General features: G+C 70.7%; 17 protein-coding genes. 8 read left to right on the top strand and 9 right to left on the bottom strand.

All coding sequences use genetic code 11. The annotated features are described in order from the left end of the window. On the top strand, nucleotides 1-1099 hold a 1099-nt coding region (locus tag PKE84_RS03605), incomplete at its 5' end, for a septum formation family protein (protein WP_271175843.1). 11 nt (nucleotides 1100-1110) lie between these two features. Here PKE84_RS03605 and PKE84_RS03600 read toward each other — a convergent pair. Beyond that, nucleotides 1111-1908 carry an HAD-IIA family hydrolase gene (locus PKE84_RS03600; protein WP_271175842.1) on the bottom strand — a complete coding sequence of 266 codons (798 nt, stop codon included), beginning with the start codon at nucleotides 1906-1908 and terminating at the stop codon, nucleotides 1111-1113. Nucleotides 1909-2037: 129 nt separating this feature from the next. Here PKE84_RS03600 and PKE84_RS03595 point away from each other — a divergent pair, with 129 nt between their 5' ends. Then, the gene (locus PKE84_RS03595; protein WP_271175841.1) at nucleotides 2038-2685 is read left to right on the top strand and encodes a TrmH family RNA methyltransferase; all 648 of its coding nucleotides are present in this window, start codon (nucleotides 2038-2040) and stop codon (nucleotides 2683-2685) included. Nucleotides 2686-2698: 13 nt separating this feature from the next. Here PKE84_RS03595 and PKE84_RS03590 read toward each other — a convergent pair whose 3' ends face one another. The 5 genes from PKE84_RS03590 to PKE84_RS03570 all read right to left on the bottom strand — a co-directional run bounded on the left by PKE84_RS03590 (nucleotide 2699) and on the right by PKE84_RS03570 (nucleotide 7644). Continuing rightward, complete coding sequence (locus PKE84_RS03590) at nucleotides 2699-3178, bottom strand: DUF3052 family protein (protein WP_271175840.1); 480 nt, start codon at nucleotides 3176-3178, stop codon at nucleotides 2699-2701. Continuing rightward, entirely contained in the window at nucleotides 3175-4023 is an 849-nt protein-coding gene (locus PKE84_RS03585) for a metallophosphoesterase (protein WP_271175839.1), read from the bottom strand. Before PKE84_RS03585 ends, PKE84_RS03590 begins: the two co-directional genes overlap by 4 nt. A gap of 159 nt (nucleotides 4024-4182) precedes the next feature. After that, on the bottom strand, nucleotides 4183-6150 hold the full coding sequence (locus tag PKE84_RS03580) for a YhgE/Pip domain-containing protein (protein WP_271175838.1): 1968 nt from the start codon (nucleotides 6148-6150) through the stop codon (nucleotides 4183-4185). Next, nucleotides 6147-7004 (bottom strand): hypothetical protein, encoded by an 858-nt coding sequence (locus tag PKE84_RS03575; RefSeq protein ID WP_271175837.1) that lies wholly within the window; start codon nucleotides 7002-7004, stop codon nucleotides 6147-6149. The genes PKE84_RS03580 and PKE84_RS03575 overlap by 4 nt, the downstream gene beginning before the upstream one ends. Nucleotides 7005-7014: 10 nt before the next feature. Then, complete coding sequence (locus PKE84_RS03570; protein WP_373877111.1) at nucleotides 7015-7644, bottom strand: TetR/AcrR family transcriptional regulator; 630 nt, start codon at nucleotides 7642-7644, stop codon at nucleotides 7015-7017. Nucleotides 7645-7821: 177 nt separating this feature from the next. Between PKE84_RS03570 and PKE84_RS03565 the strand changes: the two genes are divergently transcribed. After that, the gene (locus PKE84_RS03565; protein WP_271175835.1) at nucleotides 7822-9108 is read left to right on the top strand and encodes an adenylosuccinate synthase; all 1287 of its coding nucleotides are present in this window, start codon (nucleotides 7822-7824) and stop codon (nucleotides 9106-9108) included. A gap of 12 nt (nucleotides 9109-9120) precedes the next feature. Here PKE84_RS03565 and PKE84_RS03560 read toward each other — a convergent pair whose 3' ends face one another. Then, nucleotides 9121-10425, bottom strand: a complete 1305-nt coding sequence (locus PKE84_RS03560; protein ID WP_271175834.1) for a GNAT family N-acetyltransferase — start codon at nucleotides 10423-10425, stop codon at nucleotides 9121-9123. A 105-nt stretch (nucleotides 10426-10530) separates the two neighbouring features. After that, nucleotides 10531-10926 (bottom strand): RidA family protein, encoded by a 396-nt coding sequence (locus tag PKE84_RS03555; protein WP_271175833.1) that lies wholly within the window; start codon nucleotides 10924-10926, stop codon nucleotides 10531-10533. A gap of 269 nt (nucleotides 10927-11195) precedes the next feature. Here PKE84_RS03555 and PKE84_RS03550 point away from each other — a divergent pair, with 269 nt between their 5' ends. The 5 genes from PKE84_RS03550 (at nucleotide 11196) to PKE84_RS03530 (ending at nucleotide 15339) form a co-directional block, all read left to right on the top strand. Continuing rightward, complete coding sequence (locus PKE84_RS03550) at nucleotides 11196-12011, top strand: ABC transporter ATP-binding protein (RefSeq protein ID WP_271175832.1); 816 nt, start codon at nucleotides 11196-11198, stop codon at nucleotides 12009-12011. Next, on the top strand, nucleotides 12008-13342 hold the full coding sequence (locus PKE84_RS03545) for an ABC transporter permease family protein (protein WP_271175831.1): 1335 nt from the start codon (nucleotides 12008-12010) through the stop codon (nucleotides 13340-13342). The genes PKE84_RS03550 and PKE84_RS03545 overlap by 4 nt, the downstream gene beginning before the upstream one ends. 219 nt (nucleotides 13343-13561) lie before the next feature. Next, on the top strand, nucleotides 13562-13876 hold the full coding sequence (locus PKE84_RS03540; RefSeq protein ID WP_271175830.1) for a chorismate mutase: 315 nt from the start codon (nucleotides 13562-13564) through the stop codon (nucleotides 13874-13876). Beyond that, nucleotides 13873-14805 (top strand): SDR family NAD(P)-dependent oxidoreductase, encoded by a 933-nt coding sequence (locus PKE84_RS03535; protein WP_271175829.1) that lies wholly within the window; start codon nucleotides 13873-13875, stop codon nucleotides 14803-14805. Before PKE84_RS03540 ends, PKE84_RS03535 begins: the two co-directional genes overlap by 4 nt. A 114-nt stretch (nucleotides 14806-14919) precedes the next feature. After that, on the top strand, nucleotides 14920-15339 hold the full coding sequence (locus PKE84_RS03530) for an organic hydroperoxide resistance protein (RefSeq protein ID WP_271175828.1): 420 nt from the start codon (nucleotides 14920-14922) through the stop codon (nucleotides 15337-15339). A 6-nt stretch (nucleotides 15340-15345) separates the two neighbouring features. Here the strand turns inward: PKE84_RS03530 and PKE84_RS03525 are convergent, their stop codons facing one another. Further along, a complete protein-coding gene (locus tag PKE84_RS03525) occupies nucleotides 15346-16062 on the bottom strand; it encodes a TetR/AcrR family transcriptional regulator (RefSeq protein WP_271175827.1) in 717 nt (238 codons plus the stop codon). Nucleotides 16063-16127: the final 65 nt, after the last annotated feature.

Below are 16127 nucleotides of genomic sequence, written 5' to 3'. Positions count from 1 at the left end.
CGCTTCGGCCGCCGACACCCCGACCACCAAACTCGACACCCGAGAGATCGCGGCGCTGCTGAGCGCGCGCACCGGCGATCCGGACCCCGACAACGTTGCCACCCGCGACCAGCCGGCCGAGACGCCGTCCGAGCCTGCGGGCGCCGGACCGGACGCTCCTGCGAATGCGCCGCAGACCGGCGCCGTCCCTCCGCTCGAAGACGCCACTCTCCTCATGGGCGCGCTGCCGTCCCCCGCGACGCAGCAGCTCGACGCCGAGAGCCTGGCCGACGCCAGCGAGCCGGTCACCGGTTCGCGACCGGCCGCCGACTCGATCCTCTTCCCCGAGCTCGCCCCGACCGCGGCCACCACCGTGATCCCGTCGTCGAGCTCAGCGGCGGGCGGAGCGGCGCAGTCGACGACCGCACTCCCGACTCCGGCGCAACCCGGAGGGACCGGGGGAGGGACCGGCGGGGCGAGCGGCTCTGACGGCGGGGCCGGCGCGGCCGGCAACGCGCGCACCAACCGCCTCCTGCTCTACGTCGCGGGCGGGCTCGCGATCGTACTCGTGCTGATCGGCCTGTTCGCTCTGGGAACCCGGCTGCCGACGCTCTTCGCCGGTCCGGCCGCGGCACCCGTCGCCTCCGCGACGACGAAACCGACGCCATCCCGCACGCCGACGCCGACGCCCACCCCGACACCGACCGTGCAGCCGAAGCCCGCCGGTCCGCAACCCGCCGGCGTCCGTGCCTGGAACACGCTCGGCGGCGGCGAGTGCATCCAGCCCTACTCGACACCCTGGGCCGAGACGTTCACGGTCGTGGACTGCGCGACCCCGCACGCCGGTCAGATGATCTACACGAACATCCTCTCGGCGGATCCGGCGGCGGCGTATCCCGGTGCGGACGCCCTCGCGGCGCAGATCAACGCGCTCTGCACGAAGCCGGGAATCCTCGATCTGAACGCGGCGGCCGCGTATCCCAATCTGCAGATCCAGGGCACGTTCCCGGCGACCGCGGAGCAGTGGAAGGCCGGGCAGCGCTCGTACTACTGCTTCGTCAGTCGTGCCGGCGGTGAGCCGATGACATCATCGGTGGCCGGCCCCGGCCCGACGGGCTGACCCGCGTCGACTCAGAGGTCGGACTCGACCGGCTCCTTGACGATCAGCTCGCTGACGCCCGAGAGGATCTCGTCGGGCCGGAACGGGTAGCGCTCGATCTCGCTCTGATCGCTGATGCCGGTGAGCACGAGGATGGTGTGCAGGCCCGCCTCGATGCCCGCGACGATGTCGGTGTCCATCCGGTCGCCGATCATCGCGGTGTTCTCCGAGTGCGCGCCGATGCGGTTCATGGCCGAGCGGAACATCATCGGGTTCGGCTTGCCGACCACGTACGGCTCCATGCCGGTCGCCTTGCTGATCATCGCGGTGATCGCGCCGGTCGCCGGCAGCGGTCCCTCGGCGCTCGGGCCCGTGGCATCCGGATTCGTGGCGATGAAACGCGCACCCTTGCCGATCAGGCGGATCGCCTTGGTGATCGCGTCGAACGAGTAGCTGCGCGTCTCACCGACCACCACGTAGTCGGGATCGGTGTCGGTCATGATGAAGCCCGCCTCGTGCAGCGCGGTGGTCATGCCGGCCTCGCCGATCACGAACGCGCTGCCGCCGGGCATCTGCGACTTGAGGAAGTCGGCGGTGGCGAGCGCCGAGGTCCAGATCGACTCCTCCGGAACATCCAGACCGGATGCGCGCAGCCGCGCGGCGAGGTCGCGGGGCGTGAAGATCGAGTTGTTGGTGAGCACGAGGAACGGCGTGCCCTGGTCGCGCCACTGCTGGATCAGCTCGGTGGCACCCGGGAGCGCTTTGTTCTCATGGACGAGCACGCCGTCCATGTCGGTCAGCCAGCATTCGATCTCGTCGCGTCGCGCCACGCAAACCCCTTTCAACGGGTACAGCTTATGGGGTGGGCTGTTGCCGCGGGGTTTCGGGAGGGTTCCCTGCGTGTGCCGGGATGCTGAACGTAGCCGGGGTGCGCGGGGCCCTGCCGTTACGCTGAAGTCGTGGACACCGAACCCGATCCCGCCCCGGCTGCGACACCCGAACTCACCACGAACGGCGTCGGACCCTGGCTGGGCGAATGGCCGGACGATCCGCACTACGACATCGAGCTGCTGAAGCACGGCGACACCCGCAACGTCATCGACCGGTACCGGTACTGGCGCATGGAGGCGATCGTCGCAGACCTCGATGAGCACCGGCATCCGTTCCACGTGGCCATCGAGAACTGGCAGCACGACATGAACATCGGGTCGATCGTGCGCAGCGCGAACGCGTTCGCCGCCGACACTGTGCACATCATCGGGCGCCGTCGCTGGAACAAGCGCGGCGCGATGGTCACCGACCGCTATCAGCACGTCCGGCACCACGACGACGTCGCCGGGTTCGTCGCGTGGGCACGGGATGCCGGCCTTCCGATCATCGCGATCGACAACGTCCCCGGATCGGTCATCATCGAGACGTACGCGTTCCCGCGCGACTGCGTGCTGCTGTTCGGTCAGGAGGGTCCCGGCCTCTCCGATGCCGCCATCGAGGCCGCGGATGCCGTGGTCGAGATCTCGCAGTTCGGGTCGACGCGATCGATCAATGCGTCGGCGGCCGCCGCGGTGGCGATGCACGCCTGGATCATGCAGCACGTGTCCTGGCGCTAGCCCGGCACGTCGGCTAGCGGTTCGTCACCCGCCAGACGAGCTTGAGTGCCGACCAGTCCGTGTCGGCTGCGGCCACCTTGACATCGACGAGGCCACGCTCGAGGGCGGTGTTGCGGATCAGGTTCTCGTCGATGTCGCTCGCGTGCCCCGCCGCCTTGCGCGGCCAGGCGACCCAGAGCATCCCGGACGGGCGAATGCGCGCGCCGAGCGCGTCGAGCTCGTCGACGAAGTCGGCGGCCTCGCGATAGAAGGCGAGGATGAGGTCGGCCGGCTCCTCTGCCGACGGCGCCAGCCAGTCGATCGCGCCGGGGCCGCCGTCGAGCGGGATGCTCCAGCCGGCGTCAGCGTGCAGCACCTGCGCCCGCGTTCCCGGCTTGAGGCCGAGCTTCTTCCAGAGCGGGGTGCCGGAGTACCCGGCCGGCGCCGCACCCGGTGAGCCGGCCAGCTCCGGTGACCCGGCGGCATCCCGTGAGCCGGCGGCATCAGGGGTCATCCGGCGTGCCCGGGCCAGCCGGACTCGTCGGCGATGCGCTCGATCGCGTCCTCGTCGAGGTCGTAGACCGTGTGACCGTCGTCGGCCGCCGGCGCCGTGACGATGTGGGCGCGGATCGGCCCGGCCGCGGGGACCTGCACGAGCGCGAAGCCGGAGCCGCGAACGGCGCGCTCGTGCCCGGCCGGCGAGAGCACGTCGGTGGTGTTGGCGACGGCGGGCGCGACCACGACGGGGATCCTCGACGGACCGGCGCTCGTGATCAGCGCGTGGTGGTAGTGCCCGGCCAGGATCAGCCGCACGTCCGCGGCGGCGCAGACCTCGAGGAACGGCGCCGGGTCGACGAACTGCAGACGCTCGAACAGGCCGGTCGTCGGCGGGACGGGCGGGTGGTGCAGCACGACGACGGTTCCGCGCGGTGCGGGCTCGGCGAGCTCGTCGGACAGCCGGCGCAGACGCTCGCCGTCGACCATCCCGTAAGCGGTGCCGGGGACGGTGCTGTCGACGGTGATGATGCGCACGCCGTCGACGGTGATCGAGCGTTCGGCGCCGCCCAGAACACCCTCGAAGTTGCCGACGAGGTCGTGATTGCCCATCGCGTAGACGAGGTCGGCCCCGCGCTCGGCGGCCCACGGCTCGAGTCGCTCGGAGAGCAGGCGGTACGACTCGATGCTGCCGTCGTCGGAGAGATCGCCGGATGCGACGATGACGTCGACCGACGCGAGGGAGGCCGCCCGCGCGAGCACGCGGTCGAGGGCGGCGAGGGTGTCGACCACGCCGTAGTGCAGCCGCCCGTCGCCATACAGGTGGGTGTCGCTGAGATGCAGGATGCGCAACGATTCGCTCACGCCCGACACCCTACTCGCAGCATCCGTCACGGGTTCGCGGGGCCGGGTTCGCAACTCCGGAAGACCGGGCATGGACACCCGGAAATCGCGTATAACTCCGGAACCCCGAGCCGGATTCGGCCCGGGGTTCCGGAATTAAGAGGCGAGGGAGGGCGGTGATTAGCCGATCAGGCTCGGGCGCAGGTCGCGCAGGGTGCGGAAGTGCGTCATCCGGGTCACGCCGATCGCCGAGAACAGCAGCGCGATGAGCAGCCACAGGGCGAGCACGCCGGCATCCGCCCAGGCCGTGGCCGGGTTGCCTCCGTACATCAGCTGCCGGATGCCGTCCACCGCGTACGACATCGGCAGCACGTGGTGCAGGGCGGCGAGCGGCCCGGGCAGCGTCTGCCAGGGGAAGGTACCACCGGCCGTCACGAGCTGCAGCACCATCAGCACCAGGCCGAGGAACTGCCCCACGCTGCCCAGCCACACGTTCAGGGCCAGGATGATCGCGGCGAACGTCAGCGACGCGAGCGTCATCATCCCGAACATCCCGAGCGGGTTCTGGATGCTGAACTGCAGCGCCCAGGCGACGATCGAGAAGAGGCCGATCATCTGCACCGCACCGAGCAGGCCGGGGGTGAGCCAGCCCGCGAGGGTGATCTTGAGCGGGGAGTGCAGGGCGGTGATCGCGCGTCGCGACACCGGCTTGACGATGAGGAACAGGGCGTAGATGCCGATCCAGGCCGCGAGGGCGACGAAGAACGGTGCGAGGCCGGCGCCGTAGGTTCCGGCCGAGGTGATCGAGTCGTTCTTCAGGTTCACCGGGTCGGCGATGGTGCTCGCCTGCTTCTTCTGCAGTTCGGGGGAGTTGTCGGGGATCTGTGCGACGCCGTCCTTCAGCCCGTCGCTCAGCTGCTGGGTTCCGGCATGCAGCGTGGTGAGGCCGTCGCGGAGCTGGGCTGCGCCGGTTGAAGCCGTCGCGGCGCCGGTGGCGAGCTTCGACGCCCCGGCAGCGGCCTCCTTGGTCTTCGACGCGAGGGTCGCGGCACCGCTGGCGGCCTCCTGGGACTTCGACGCCAGCGTGGCGCTGCCCGAGGCCAGCTGCGACGCACCGGCGGAGACCTGGTTCGCGCCGTCCGAGAGCTGGTCGACCTTGCCGACGAGGGTCTGGACCTGGCTGTTCCCCGCCTGCGCCTTATCGAAGAGCGACTTCGCCGCGGCGAGCTGGTCGGGCGTCGCCCCGGCGTCGGTCAGCTTCTGCAGAACGGTCGCCTCCTGACTCGCGGCGAGGTCCGCGAGTTGCTGAGCGGTGGCGCCGGCGCCGTCGGCCGCGTCGGCCAGCTGCTGGTTCCCGGTCGCCACCTGCTGCGCACCCGACGCCACCTGCTGCGCCCCCGACGAGAGCTGGCCCGCCCCCGCCGCGAGCTGCGCGTTGCCGTCGGCCAGCTGCTGCGAGCCTGTGGCCAGCTGCGACGTACCGGTGGCGAGCTGGGCGCTGCCGGACGCGAGCTGCGCGTTGCCGCTTGCGAGGGTCGCGGAACCCGACTGCGCGGTCGCGCTGCCGTCGACGAGCTTGTCCGCACCGTCGACGGCGGTGACGAGCTTTCCGCGGATCTCCGCGAGGCCGAGCAGGAACTGCTCCGCCGCCTGCTGGTTGACCTTCTTCACGATCGACGTGCGGATCTTCTCGGCGGCCTGCGTTCCGATGGTCGACGCGAGGTAGCTGTTCGTGTCGTTCGTCGTGAGGGTGACCTTGGCCTGGCGCGGCGACGATCCGGATGCCGAGGCGAGCGCCTCGGAGAAGTCGGCGGGGAACGTGATGCTGAAGTCGTACTTCGAGTCGTCGACACCGCTCGCCGCCGAGTCGGTCGAGACCCGGTGCCAGTCGAACGAGCCGTCGCGGATGAGCTCCTGGGCGACCTCGTCGCCGTAGTTCGTCGTCTTGCCGTCGACCGTCGTTCCGGTGTCGTCGACGACGATCGCCGCGGGGATCTGGTCGAGGTTCGCGTACGGGTTCTGGTTGGCCCAGAGGTAGAGCCCGCCGTAGAGCACCGGCACGGCGATCAGCGCGATGAGCGCGACGATCGACATCGGGCTGGAAGTGAGACGGCGGAACTCCGCCGCGATCATCTGGGGGATCTTCATTCGGGGTCCTCTGCGAGAGCCGTTGCGTGCAGCTCTGATTCGGTGAGTGCGATGTCGGCGAGCGTGGCGCCGGAGTGTGCGGGGGCGACGATCAGGTCGGGCAGTTCGTCGGTGTCGTCGCGGCCGGGGTCTTCGTCGAAGGTGTCGGCGGCGGCGCGGTCCGCGTCGTCGGCCTCGGCGGCCTCGGCGGCCTCGTCGGCGGCCGGTTCGACGCGGGCTGCGAGGGTGCGCGGCGTGGTAGCGTCGTCGAGCCGGGCGACCAGCGACGAGGCGGCGATGGCCGCCGCCGACGCATCGCCTGCGACGATCAGGATGGCGATGTCGCGGGCCGCCAGGCGCCTGGCCAGCTCCCACCACTCGTTCGGGTCGCCGCCGTGGCGATCGGGTGAGGTGATCACGAGGCCCTCGACGCCGTCGCGCATGAGCGCGAGCTCGGCGAGCAGTCGGATGCGCACCGTCGGCGGGATGGTGCCGATGGCATAGCGCGCGAACTCCGAGACGCCGAGCTCGTTGAGGGCGCGGTTCACGGCGATCGGATTGGACGCCCGTCCGGCGAACATCAGTTCCTCTGCCACGATGCCGGCCACGGTGACGTCGGGCGCGGGCTCGCAGACATCCGGGGCGTCGATGAGAGCGATGCGCTTGCGCATGGCCGAGTAATCGGCGGAGCCGTCGATCGTCACGGTGCCGGCGTCGGGGCGCATCCGGCCGGATGCGATGAGGCCGAGCACCGTGGGGCGCTGTTCCGTCTCCGCGCGTGCCAGTGTGACCTCACCGGTCTGGAACGAGGCCGAGGTCGGCGGGAGCGCTGCGTTGCGGGCGCCCTTGGCGACCCGGTCGAGCACGATCTTCATGCGGGGGTCCTTAGCTGAAAGCGAGTTCGGGGGTGTCGGCGATGAGGGCGTCGGATTCACGCCAGCTGAGACCGGCGGCACTCAGTCCGGCGAGCATCACCAGTCGGTGGCCGGCCTCGCGCGAGAGCCCCGTGCGGGTCGCCTCGTCGAGCACCGAGATCGCGGCGTTCTCGATGAGCCGCGACACCGTGTCCACGTCGAGGTCGGTGCGGATCGTGCCCGCGGCCGTTCCGCGCTCGACGGTCGCGTTGAGTCGCTCGCGAGCGGGGTCGAGGGCCGCGCCGACGCGCTCGCGGTACGGACCGCGCACGGCGAGGGCGGCGCTGACGCGCACATGCTCGACCTCGGCCCAGAGGGTGGCGCCGTAGAGGGCGATCTCGACTCGGGCATCCTGATGCGCGACGGGCTCGAGCAGCGCGGCGAGGCGTGCTGCGCCCCGTGTGAACACGTCGACGAGCAGGTCTTCGCGGTTGGCGAAGTGCCCGTAGAGCGCGCGGCGGCTGAGGCCGGCACGCGCAGCGATCGTCTCGAGCGAGGCGTCGATGTCTTCGTTCAGCGCGGCGGCCGCTGCGGCGAGGATGGCCTCGCGATTCTCGGTGGCGTCGCGCCGTGGAGCGCGGGTGGATGGAGTGGTGGGCACGGCATCCATCGTACTATCTTGCACACGATTGTGCAAGATAATCGGATGGTGTCGGCGATGGTCCGAGGGGCCCGGGAACGTGTCTCGAAAACCTGCCGCGATAGGATCGAGTGCGACGGTTGCCAGGCCGGCTGACGGCTGCTCCGGCGCGCTCCATCCCATCGAGAGGACTCAACAGTGCCCGCGATCGTGATCATCGGAGCCCAGTGGGGCGACGAAGGCAAAGGCAAAGCGACCGACCTCCTCGGCAGCCGCATCGACTACGTCGTCAAGTTCAACGGTGGTAACAACGCCGGGCACACGGTCGTGGTCGGTGACGAGAAGTACGCGCTGCACCTGCTGCCGTCCGGCATCCTGACCGAGGGCGTCACCCCGGTGATCGCCAACGGCGTCGTCGTCGACATCGAGGTGCTGTTCGAGGAGCTCGACGGCCTGATCGCCCGCGGCGTCGACGTGTCCCGACTCAAGGTCAGCTCGAACGCGCACGTGATCACGCAGTACCACCGCACGATCGACAAGGTGACGGAGCGCTTCCTCGGCAAGCGGCAGATCGGCACCACCGGCCGCGGCATCGGCCCGACCTACGCCGACAAGATCAACCGGGTGGGCATCCGGATCCAGGACCTCTTCGATGAGAACATACTGCGCCAGAAGGTCGAGGGTGCGCTCGACCAGAAGAACCACCTGCTCGTCAAGGTCTACAACCGCCGCGCGATCTCGGTGGACGAGGTGGTCGAAGACCTGCTCAGCTACGCCGAGCGCCTGCGCCCGATGGTGGTCGACAGCTCACTGCTGCTGCACGAGGCGCTCGAAGACGGCAAGTTCGTGCTGTTCGAGGGCGGCCAGGCCACCATGCTGGATGTCGACCACGGCACGTACCCGTTCGTCACGTCCTCGAACTCCACCTCGGGCGGTGCGGCGACCGGATCGGGCATCGGCCCGAACCGCATCGACCGCGTGATCGCGATCGTCAAGGCGTACACGACGCGCGTCGGCGCCGGTCCGTTCCCGACCGAGCTGTTCGACGAGTGGGGCGAGTTCCTGCGCGAGCGCGGCTTCGAATTCGGCACGACCACGGGCCGTCCCCGCCGCACCGGCTGGTACGACGCCCCGATCGCCCGCTACTCCGCCCGCATCAACGGCGTCACCGACTTCGTGCTCACGAAGCTGGACACCCTCACCGGCATCGACCGCATCCCGGTCTGCGTCGCGTACGACGTCGACGGCGTGCGTCACGACGAGGTTCCGGCGTCGCAGAGCGACTTCCACCACGCGACGCCGATCTACGAGGAGTTCCCCGGCTGGCAGGAGGACATCAGCGGCGCCCGCACGTTCGAGGACCTGCCCGCGAACGCACAGGACTACGTGCTGGCGCTCGAGAAGCTCTCGGGTGCGCGCATCTCGGCGATCGGCGTCGGGCCGGCCCGCGACGAGATCGTGGTGCGCCACGACCTGATCGGCTGAGCGCCGCCGCCGCTAGAACCAGGTGCTGAGGCGCGGCGGCGTCGCGGTGCGGAAGAGGCGGTCGAGGGCGGCCGCGTCGCCGGTGACCTTTCCGGCGACGGAGAGACCGCGTGCGGCGTCGTGCCCGAGGTAGACGCTGCCCAGCGCGTTGACGGTCAGTGAGACATCCGGATCGTCGGTGGTGGTCTCGACGGTCGCCTGGCCGCCCGAGACGGTCAGGCGGTAGCGGCCGCCGGTGAAGCCGAGATCGTCGGCGACGTCGAGAACGAGCTCCCCGTCGTGCTCGTAGCGGCGGGTGGTCAGCGCCGCGGGGACATCCAGGATGCGCACCCAGAGGTGGTCTTCGACCCCCGTCACCCGAGCGCCCCGGATGTCGGAGACCAGGTACGGGAGCGGCTCGTCCAGGCCGCGCGTGGTCACATGCACCTGCGCCACCAGGTCGAGCTCGAGCAGGAACCGCCACAGCGCGGTCAGTGCCTCGTCCGTCGCCGCGGCGAGGTAATTGACCTCGATGGTGTGCTTCGTGAAGTCGTCGGTGTCTTTCGCGAGGTAGCTCACGAAGCCCTCCGGCTCGCCCGCGGGGGAGTCGTAGCGCACGAGCCGGTACTTCTCGGCCTCCGGCATTCCCTTCCTGGGCCCCATGAGGCGCTCGGCGAGGTACGGGGTCATCGCGATCTCTCCGGCGCGGCCGGCCATGACCCGGTCGAGCACGGCGTTGCCGTCTTCGCGGTAGTCAGCGGGGTCGGTGAAGGAGAGCCGGCCGACCGTGGCCGGTCCCGTCCAGCGGACGCGCTTGGTGTCGACGCGCCACTCGGTGGCGAAGGTGGCCGGGCCGAAGCCCCAGCGGCCGTAGATCACGGACTCCGACACGGTCAGGATGGCGACCGGGACGCCGAGCGCATGGGCGACCCGCAGCTCGCTGCCGAGGAGGGCGGTCGCGACGCCGCGGCGACGGTGCGTCGGGGCGACCGTCACCGAGCTGATGGCCCACGCGGGAACGGTCGCTCCCCCGGGGACGGTGAGCGGCGCCACCCAGGAGTTGACGGTGCCGACGGGTGAGGCCGACGACGGGATGACGTCGTCGTAGACCGCCGTGGTGCGACGGTCGCGCAAGAGCTCGCGCGACTCCGTGAGGGCCTCGGCGCTGTCGCGTCCGCCGAGGAAGCCGCGGGAGTCCGCGTGCAGCCACTCGTCGAAGGCGGCGTCGTCGGTGGTGTCGACGAGAGCGAGGCGGAGGCCCTTCTCCGACAGGGCGCGGGCGGACTGCTCATCGACGGGCTGGGTCAGGTGCGGCTGGTTCTCGTGGGTCTGAGTCACCCGTCCACCGTATCGGGCGGGTCGGCGGGCCGCGAGGGCGCGGAGGATCGTGACCAGGTCGGTTCACTGCTCTGCGGCAGGCGCGCAGAGGCCACGTCGGTGGAGCTACGACGCGGCGGGCGCCATGGCGACGGCGTCGATCTCGACGAGCGCACCCGGACGCGCCGGAGTGACGGCGAGAACGGTGACAGCCGTGCGATGGTCGCCCCAGACGGCGCCTGTGGCGGCGTAGGCGTCGGTCGGATCGATCCCCGTCGCGAGGTAGATCGACAGTTTGGCGACGTGCTCGGGGCCGGCCCCCGCCTCGGCGAGCACGGCGAGCAGGTTGCGCAGCGCTTGCTCGGTCTGCGCGTGGAGTCCGTCGAGCAGGGCGCCCTCGCTGTCGGTGCCGTTCTGGCCGCCGACGAACAGCGTCGGGCCGGCGGGAACGATCATCCCCTGCGCGAACGCAGGGCTGCGGTAGAGCTGGGGCGGATCGACGGGTGTTGGTACCTCGGTCATGGTGTCATCCAATCGTTTCCATCGTGCGATCACCGCGAGTATCGCAGCGTCCCCCGACATCCCGCCAGTGCTCGCGCCGCCTCTCCCCGTCGGCTCGCGTCGACTTGCGTCGAATGTCGGGTCCGGCACCGCCGCAACCCGACATCTGCCGCAACTCGACGTCGACCGCCCCGTGGTACCGCGGACTACGTCGCTGGGATGAGACGCGGCCCGCCAGGATCGAGCGCACGGCCGATGCGCGCCGGTAGCCCCGCCGGAAGCATGGGGGGATGACCTCTCCGCAGTCCTCCTCCGCCCAGCTCGCCGCCGCTGCTGCGGGACATCCCGCCGGCCGCGACGCGCAGCCCGTCGCGCCGCAGCCCGCCGCCGTTGCGCCGCTGCCCGCCGCCGCGCCGCAGCCCGCCGTCCTCGCCGCCACCGGCCTGCTCAAGTCGTACGGTGCCGCCACCGCGCTCGCGGGCGTCGACTTCCGCGTCGCAGCCGGCGAGTCCGTCGCCATCATGGGCGCCTCCGGCTCGGGCAAGACCACCCTGCTGCACTGTCTCGCGGGTATCATCCGGCCGGATGCGGGGCGCGTCTCGCTCGCGACACCGCACGGCGTCGTCGACGTCACCGGCCTCGGCGAGAAGGAGCGCTCTCGGCTGCGGCGCGAGGCGTTCGGCTTCGTCTTCCAGCAGGGGTTCCTGCTGCCCGAACTGACGGCCGTCGAGAACGTGGCGCTGCCGCTGATGCTCGGCGGAGCCACGCGACAGGCCGCCGAGCAGAGTGCGGCGTCCTGGCTCGCCGCGCTGGGTCTCGCCGGCTTCGAGGCCCGGCGCCTCGGGCAGCTCTCGGGCGGCCAGGCGCAGCGCGTCGCGATCGCCCGGGCGCAGGTGACGGGAGCATCCGTCGTGTTCGCCGACGAGCCGACCGGGGCGCTCGACTCGCGCACCTCCGCCGAGGTGATGGATGCGCTCATCGCCTCCACCACCGGCCGCGGCAAGTCGCTGATCGTCGTCACGCACGACGAGGACGTCGCCGCCCGCTGCTCGCGCGTGCTCCAGCTCGCCGACGGCCGCATCGTCGACGAGGCGGTGACGGCGTGACCACTCTCCGCATCGCCTGGCTCCTCACCCGCCGCAGCGCCGCCGACCGCAGCACTGTCGCGCTCCCGCTGATCGCGTTCACGGTCGTCAGTGCGCTGCTGCTCATCGTCTCGGGCGGAGGACGCGCCTTCTTCTCCTGGACCGGCGAGACCGCCTTCCTGTACCAACTGCTCGCCGTCGTCGCGCTCGCGCTGCTGATCGTGCCGCTCGTCGCCCTCGGCGGGTCCGCCGCGCGGCTGTCGGCCCGGCGTCGCGACGACCGCCTCGCGAGCCTCCGGCTCCTCGGCGCGACTCCCGGCATGGTCACCGCGCTCACGGTCATCGAGTCGACCGTGCTCGCGCTGGCAGGCGCGCTCGCCGGTGTCGTGGTGTATCTGGCGTGCGTGCCGCTGGTCGGCCTCATCCCGTTCCGTGGCGAGCCCCTCGGCGCTGACGCGGTTCTGCTGCCCCCGATCGTCATCGCGGGAGCTGTCGTCGCCATCGGTGCGCTCGCCGCTGTCAGTGCGGTCGTGGGGCTGCGCGGCGTCATCGTCTCCCCGCTCGGTGTGCGCACCCGCCAGACCGCGCCCCGGATGCACTGGGTGCGCATCGTCGTCGGCATCGCGGTGATCGCGGTCACCTTCGCGGCGATGAGTCTGCTGCAACTGGCCGCCGGGTTCGGGATCGTCCTCCTCGTGCTCGCCGTGGGCTTCGGAGGGACGGTCGCGGTGCTCAACCTGATGGGACCGTGGGTGCTGCGACTCGCGGCATCCGGCCAGGCCAAGCGGGCGAAGACCGTGACGCGCCTGCTCGCGGCCCGCAGCATCCTGGAGTCGCCGAAGGCCGCCTGGCGGCAGGTCGCGGGCGTCGCGATGACGAGCTTCATGGCTGTGTTCGCCGGAGTCGGCGTCGCCCTGCTCGGGGTGATGGGCGACAGAGCCGACCACGACACCGTGCTGCTCTACGCGGACATCCGCACGGGCGTGATCATCACGGTGGTCGCGTCGTTCCTGATGGTGGCGTGTTCCGTCGGCGTCAATCAGGCCTCGGCCCTGCTCGATCGCCGTGCGCTCTACGTGAGCCTCGACAGACTCGGGATGCCCGAGCAGACCATGAACGCGGCCCGGTCGCGTGCCGTGCTGTCGCCGCTGCGCATCACGACCGTCGGATCGGCCGTCACCGCAGCGATCGTGGTCTTCCCGCTGACGGGCGTGGCGCTGCTCACCGCTCCGGCGACGCTGGTGATGATCGCGGCCTGCCTGGCGGCGGGCATCCTCCTGGTCTGGCTCGGGCTGCTGGCGACGCGTCCGGTGCTGTCGCGGGTGCTCGCGGAGCAGGCGCCGAGCCTCTGAAGCGGTGCGGCCCATGGGTTGTTCGTCGGCGGCTGCAGGTGAGTGGTCACCAACTGTCGTCTGAACCGGCGAATTCGACCTCTGAGCGACAGTTGGTGACCACTCACCGAGCCGCACCGGGCCCGGCCGGGCCGGGCCGGGCCACACCGCACCGGGCCTCCCGCACGTCCAGCGGCGAAACGCGCCGCAACGCGCAAGGGCGCCGGATAGGCTCGACGCATGGGTCAGAACGAAGACGAGGCCGCGACGATCGCGCAGCTCCACAGCATCCGCCAGAGCATCGACAACATCGACGCCGCGCTCGTGCACATGCTCGCCGAGCGCTTCAAGTTCACGCAGCAGGTGGGCACCCTGAAGGCCGTGCACGGCCTCCCGGCCGCCGACCCCGAACGCGAGCGCGAGCAGATCCAGCGGCTCCGCGCCCTGGCCGAAGAGAGCCACCTCGACCCGGCCTTCGCGGAGAAGTTCCTGAACTTCATCATCGCCGAGGTCATCCACCACCACGAGCGGATCGCCACCGAGAGCACCAAGTGAGCTGGGACCCGCACGCTCTCCCGCACGCCGTCGGCACGACCGTCATGGTCACGGGCGCCAACGCGGGGATCGGCTTCTTCGCCAGCGAACAGCTCGCGCGCGCCGGCGCCCACGTCATCCTGGGCTGCCGAAATCCGGAGCGCGCCGAGGCCGCCGTCTCGGCGATCCGGCGGCGCGTGCCCGGCGCGAGCGTCGAGGCGACCCCGATCGACGTGTCCGACCGGGGCTCGGTCGCGGCAGCGGCAGCATCCCTCCTCGAGCGCGACCGTCTCGACGTGCTGATGCTCAACGCCGGCATCGTGCATCCGCCCGCCGAACGCGCGACGGACGCCGACGGCAACGAGCTCGTGCTCTCCACCAACGTGATCGGGCACTTCCAGCTCGCCGCACTCACCCTGCCCCTGCTCGAGCGCTCGAACGGGGCGCGCGTCGTCTCGCTCGGCTCGCTCGCCACGCTCCTCTCCCGCTTCCCGCTGGACGACCTGCAGCTCGAGTCCTCGTACAACTCGTGGACCGCGTACGCCCAGTCCAAGATCGCCGTGCAGGCGTTCGGCTTCGAGCTCGACCGGCGGCTCCGCGCATCCGGATCGGCGGTGGCCAGCCTGGTCGCGCATCCGGGCTACTCGACGTCGGGGCGCACCCCCGGCATCCGCGGGGTGAACCAGCCGTCGCGGGCCAAGCGCTTCGCGGACAACCTGCAGGCGGCGTGGACGCAGGGGAAGGACCACGGGGCGTGGTCGGCAGTGCGGGCGGCGATCGATCCGGATGCGGTGGGCGGCCAGTACTACGGGCCGCGTTTCGTGACGAAGGGGGAGCCTGTCGTGACGCACGCCACCCCGACCACCCGGAGCCCGCGGGTCGGGGAGCGCCTCTGGACGCTGCTCGAGGAGTACTCGGGCCAGGCGTTCAGGGTCGGCGAACGGCGCTGACAGCGCGACGCGACCGCCGCTGACCGAGCGCCGCGCACGGGCATCCGGCCCATACACCCGACCGGTCCCGCACCCTCCCAGGTGCCGCCCAGATCGCTGGTATGGGCTGAGTGTATGGACATCGCTTACACCGCAATCGCGCACGCCACTGGTGGGGGACGGGACGGACACGTCCGCAGCGAAGACGATCTGATCGACTTCGACACCCGCCCGCCCGTTGAGCTCGGCGGATCCGGTGCAGGCACCAACCCCGAGCAGCTGTTCGCCGCGGGCTACGCTGCGTGCTTCCTGAGCGCGATGCACGCCGTGGGTCGTAGCGAGAAGGTCGACACCTCGGATGCCGCGGTGTCGGCGAGCGTCGGCATCGGTCCGAACGGAGAGGGCGGGTTCGCGCTCGCGGTCGAGCTCGACGTCTACGCCCCGCGTCTCGGCCGGGAGCAGGCGGAGCAACTCGCCGACGCCGCCCACCACGTGTGCCCGTACTCGAACGCCACCCGGGGCAACATGCCGGTGAAGATCACCATCGTCGACTAGTCCGCGTCACGCCTCCGGCTCGGTCTCGGCCTCGGTCTCTGGCTCGGCGGCGGGCGGCGGCTCGTCCTGCTCGGATCGCGTCGGGTGCACGTACGACGACACCGCCGGCGGTGGATGCAGGACACCGTTCACGATCGCCTCGATGGCGAACTCGCTCGCCTTCGCCAGATCAATCGCCGTCGGGTCGAGCAGCCACTGCAACTGCAGTCCGTCCATGACCGCGAGGATTGACGCCGCTGCTTTGTCGATCGTGTCGGGGTCGCTCACGTTCTCCTGCGCGCACAGTTCGCGGAACGCCGCGTCGATCTCGAGGCGGAGCGTGCTGTAGCGATCGTGGAAGTAGGCCTTCGCGGGGTGGTCCTCGGTCACCGCCTCCGAGGAGAGCACGGTGTAGACCTGCACGATGCCGGGTCGCTGGGCGTTGCGCAGCGCGGTGTCGACGAGGTGCGCGAACAGCGCGGGACCGCCCGGGATGTGACGGTCGGCCAGGTGCGCGACGTCGTCCTGGTCGCGGAACTCGAGCACTTCGAGGAGCAGATTCTGCTTGGAGCCGAAGTGGTGCAGCACGCCGGCGTGCGTCATCCCGACCTGATCGGCGATGTCGGTGAGCGTGCCGTTGGCCGACCCCTTGGCGCCGAACGTCTCGATCGCCGCCCTGAGGATCTTCTTGCGCTTGCGCTGGGTCTCCGGGCGAGGAGTGGTGCTGTCCCCGGTCGTGACCATGCGTGCCGTCCTCTATTTCGTGCCGCTTGCGGGCGAGCTTACCACTCAGTAACCTCGATCCAACT

It is taken from the genome of Leifsonia poae (assembly GCF_027921845.1).
GTDB classification, from domain to species: Bacteria; Actinomycetota; Actinomycetes; order Actinomycetales; family Microbacteriaceae; genus Leifsonia; species Leifsonia poae.
The sequence above is the reverse complement of the archived record's forward strand: the minus strand, read 5'-3'. Positions and strand labels throughout refer to the sequence as shown.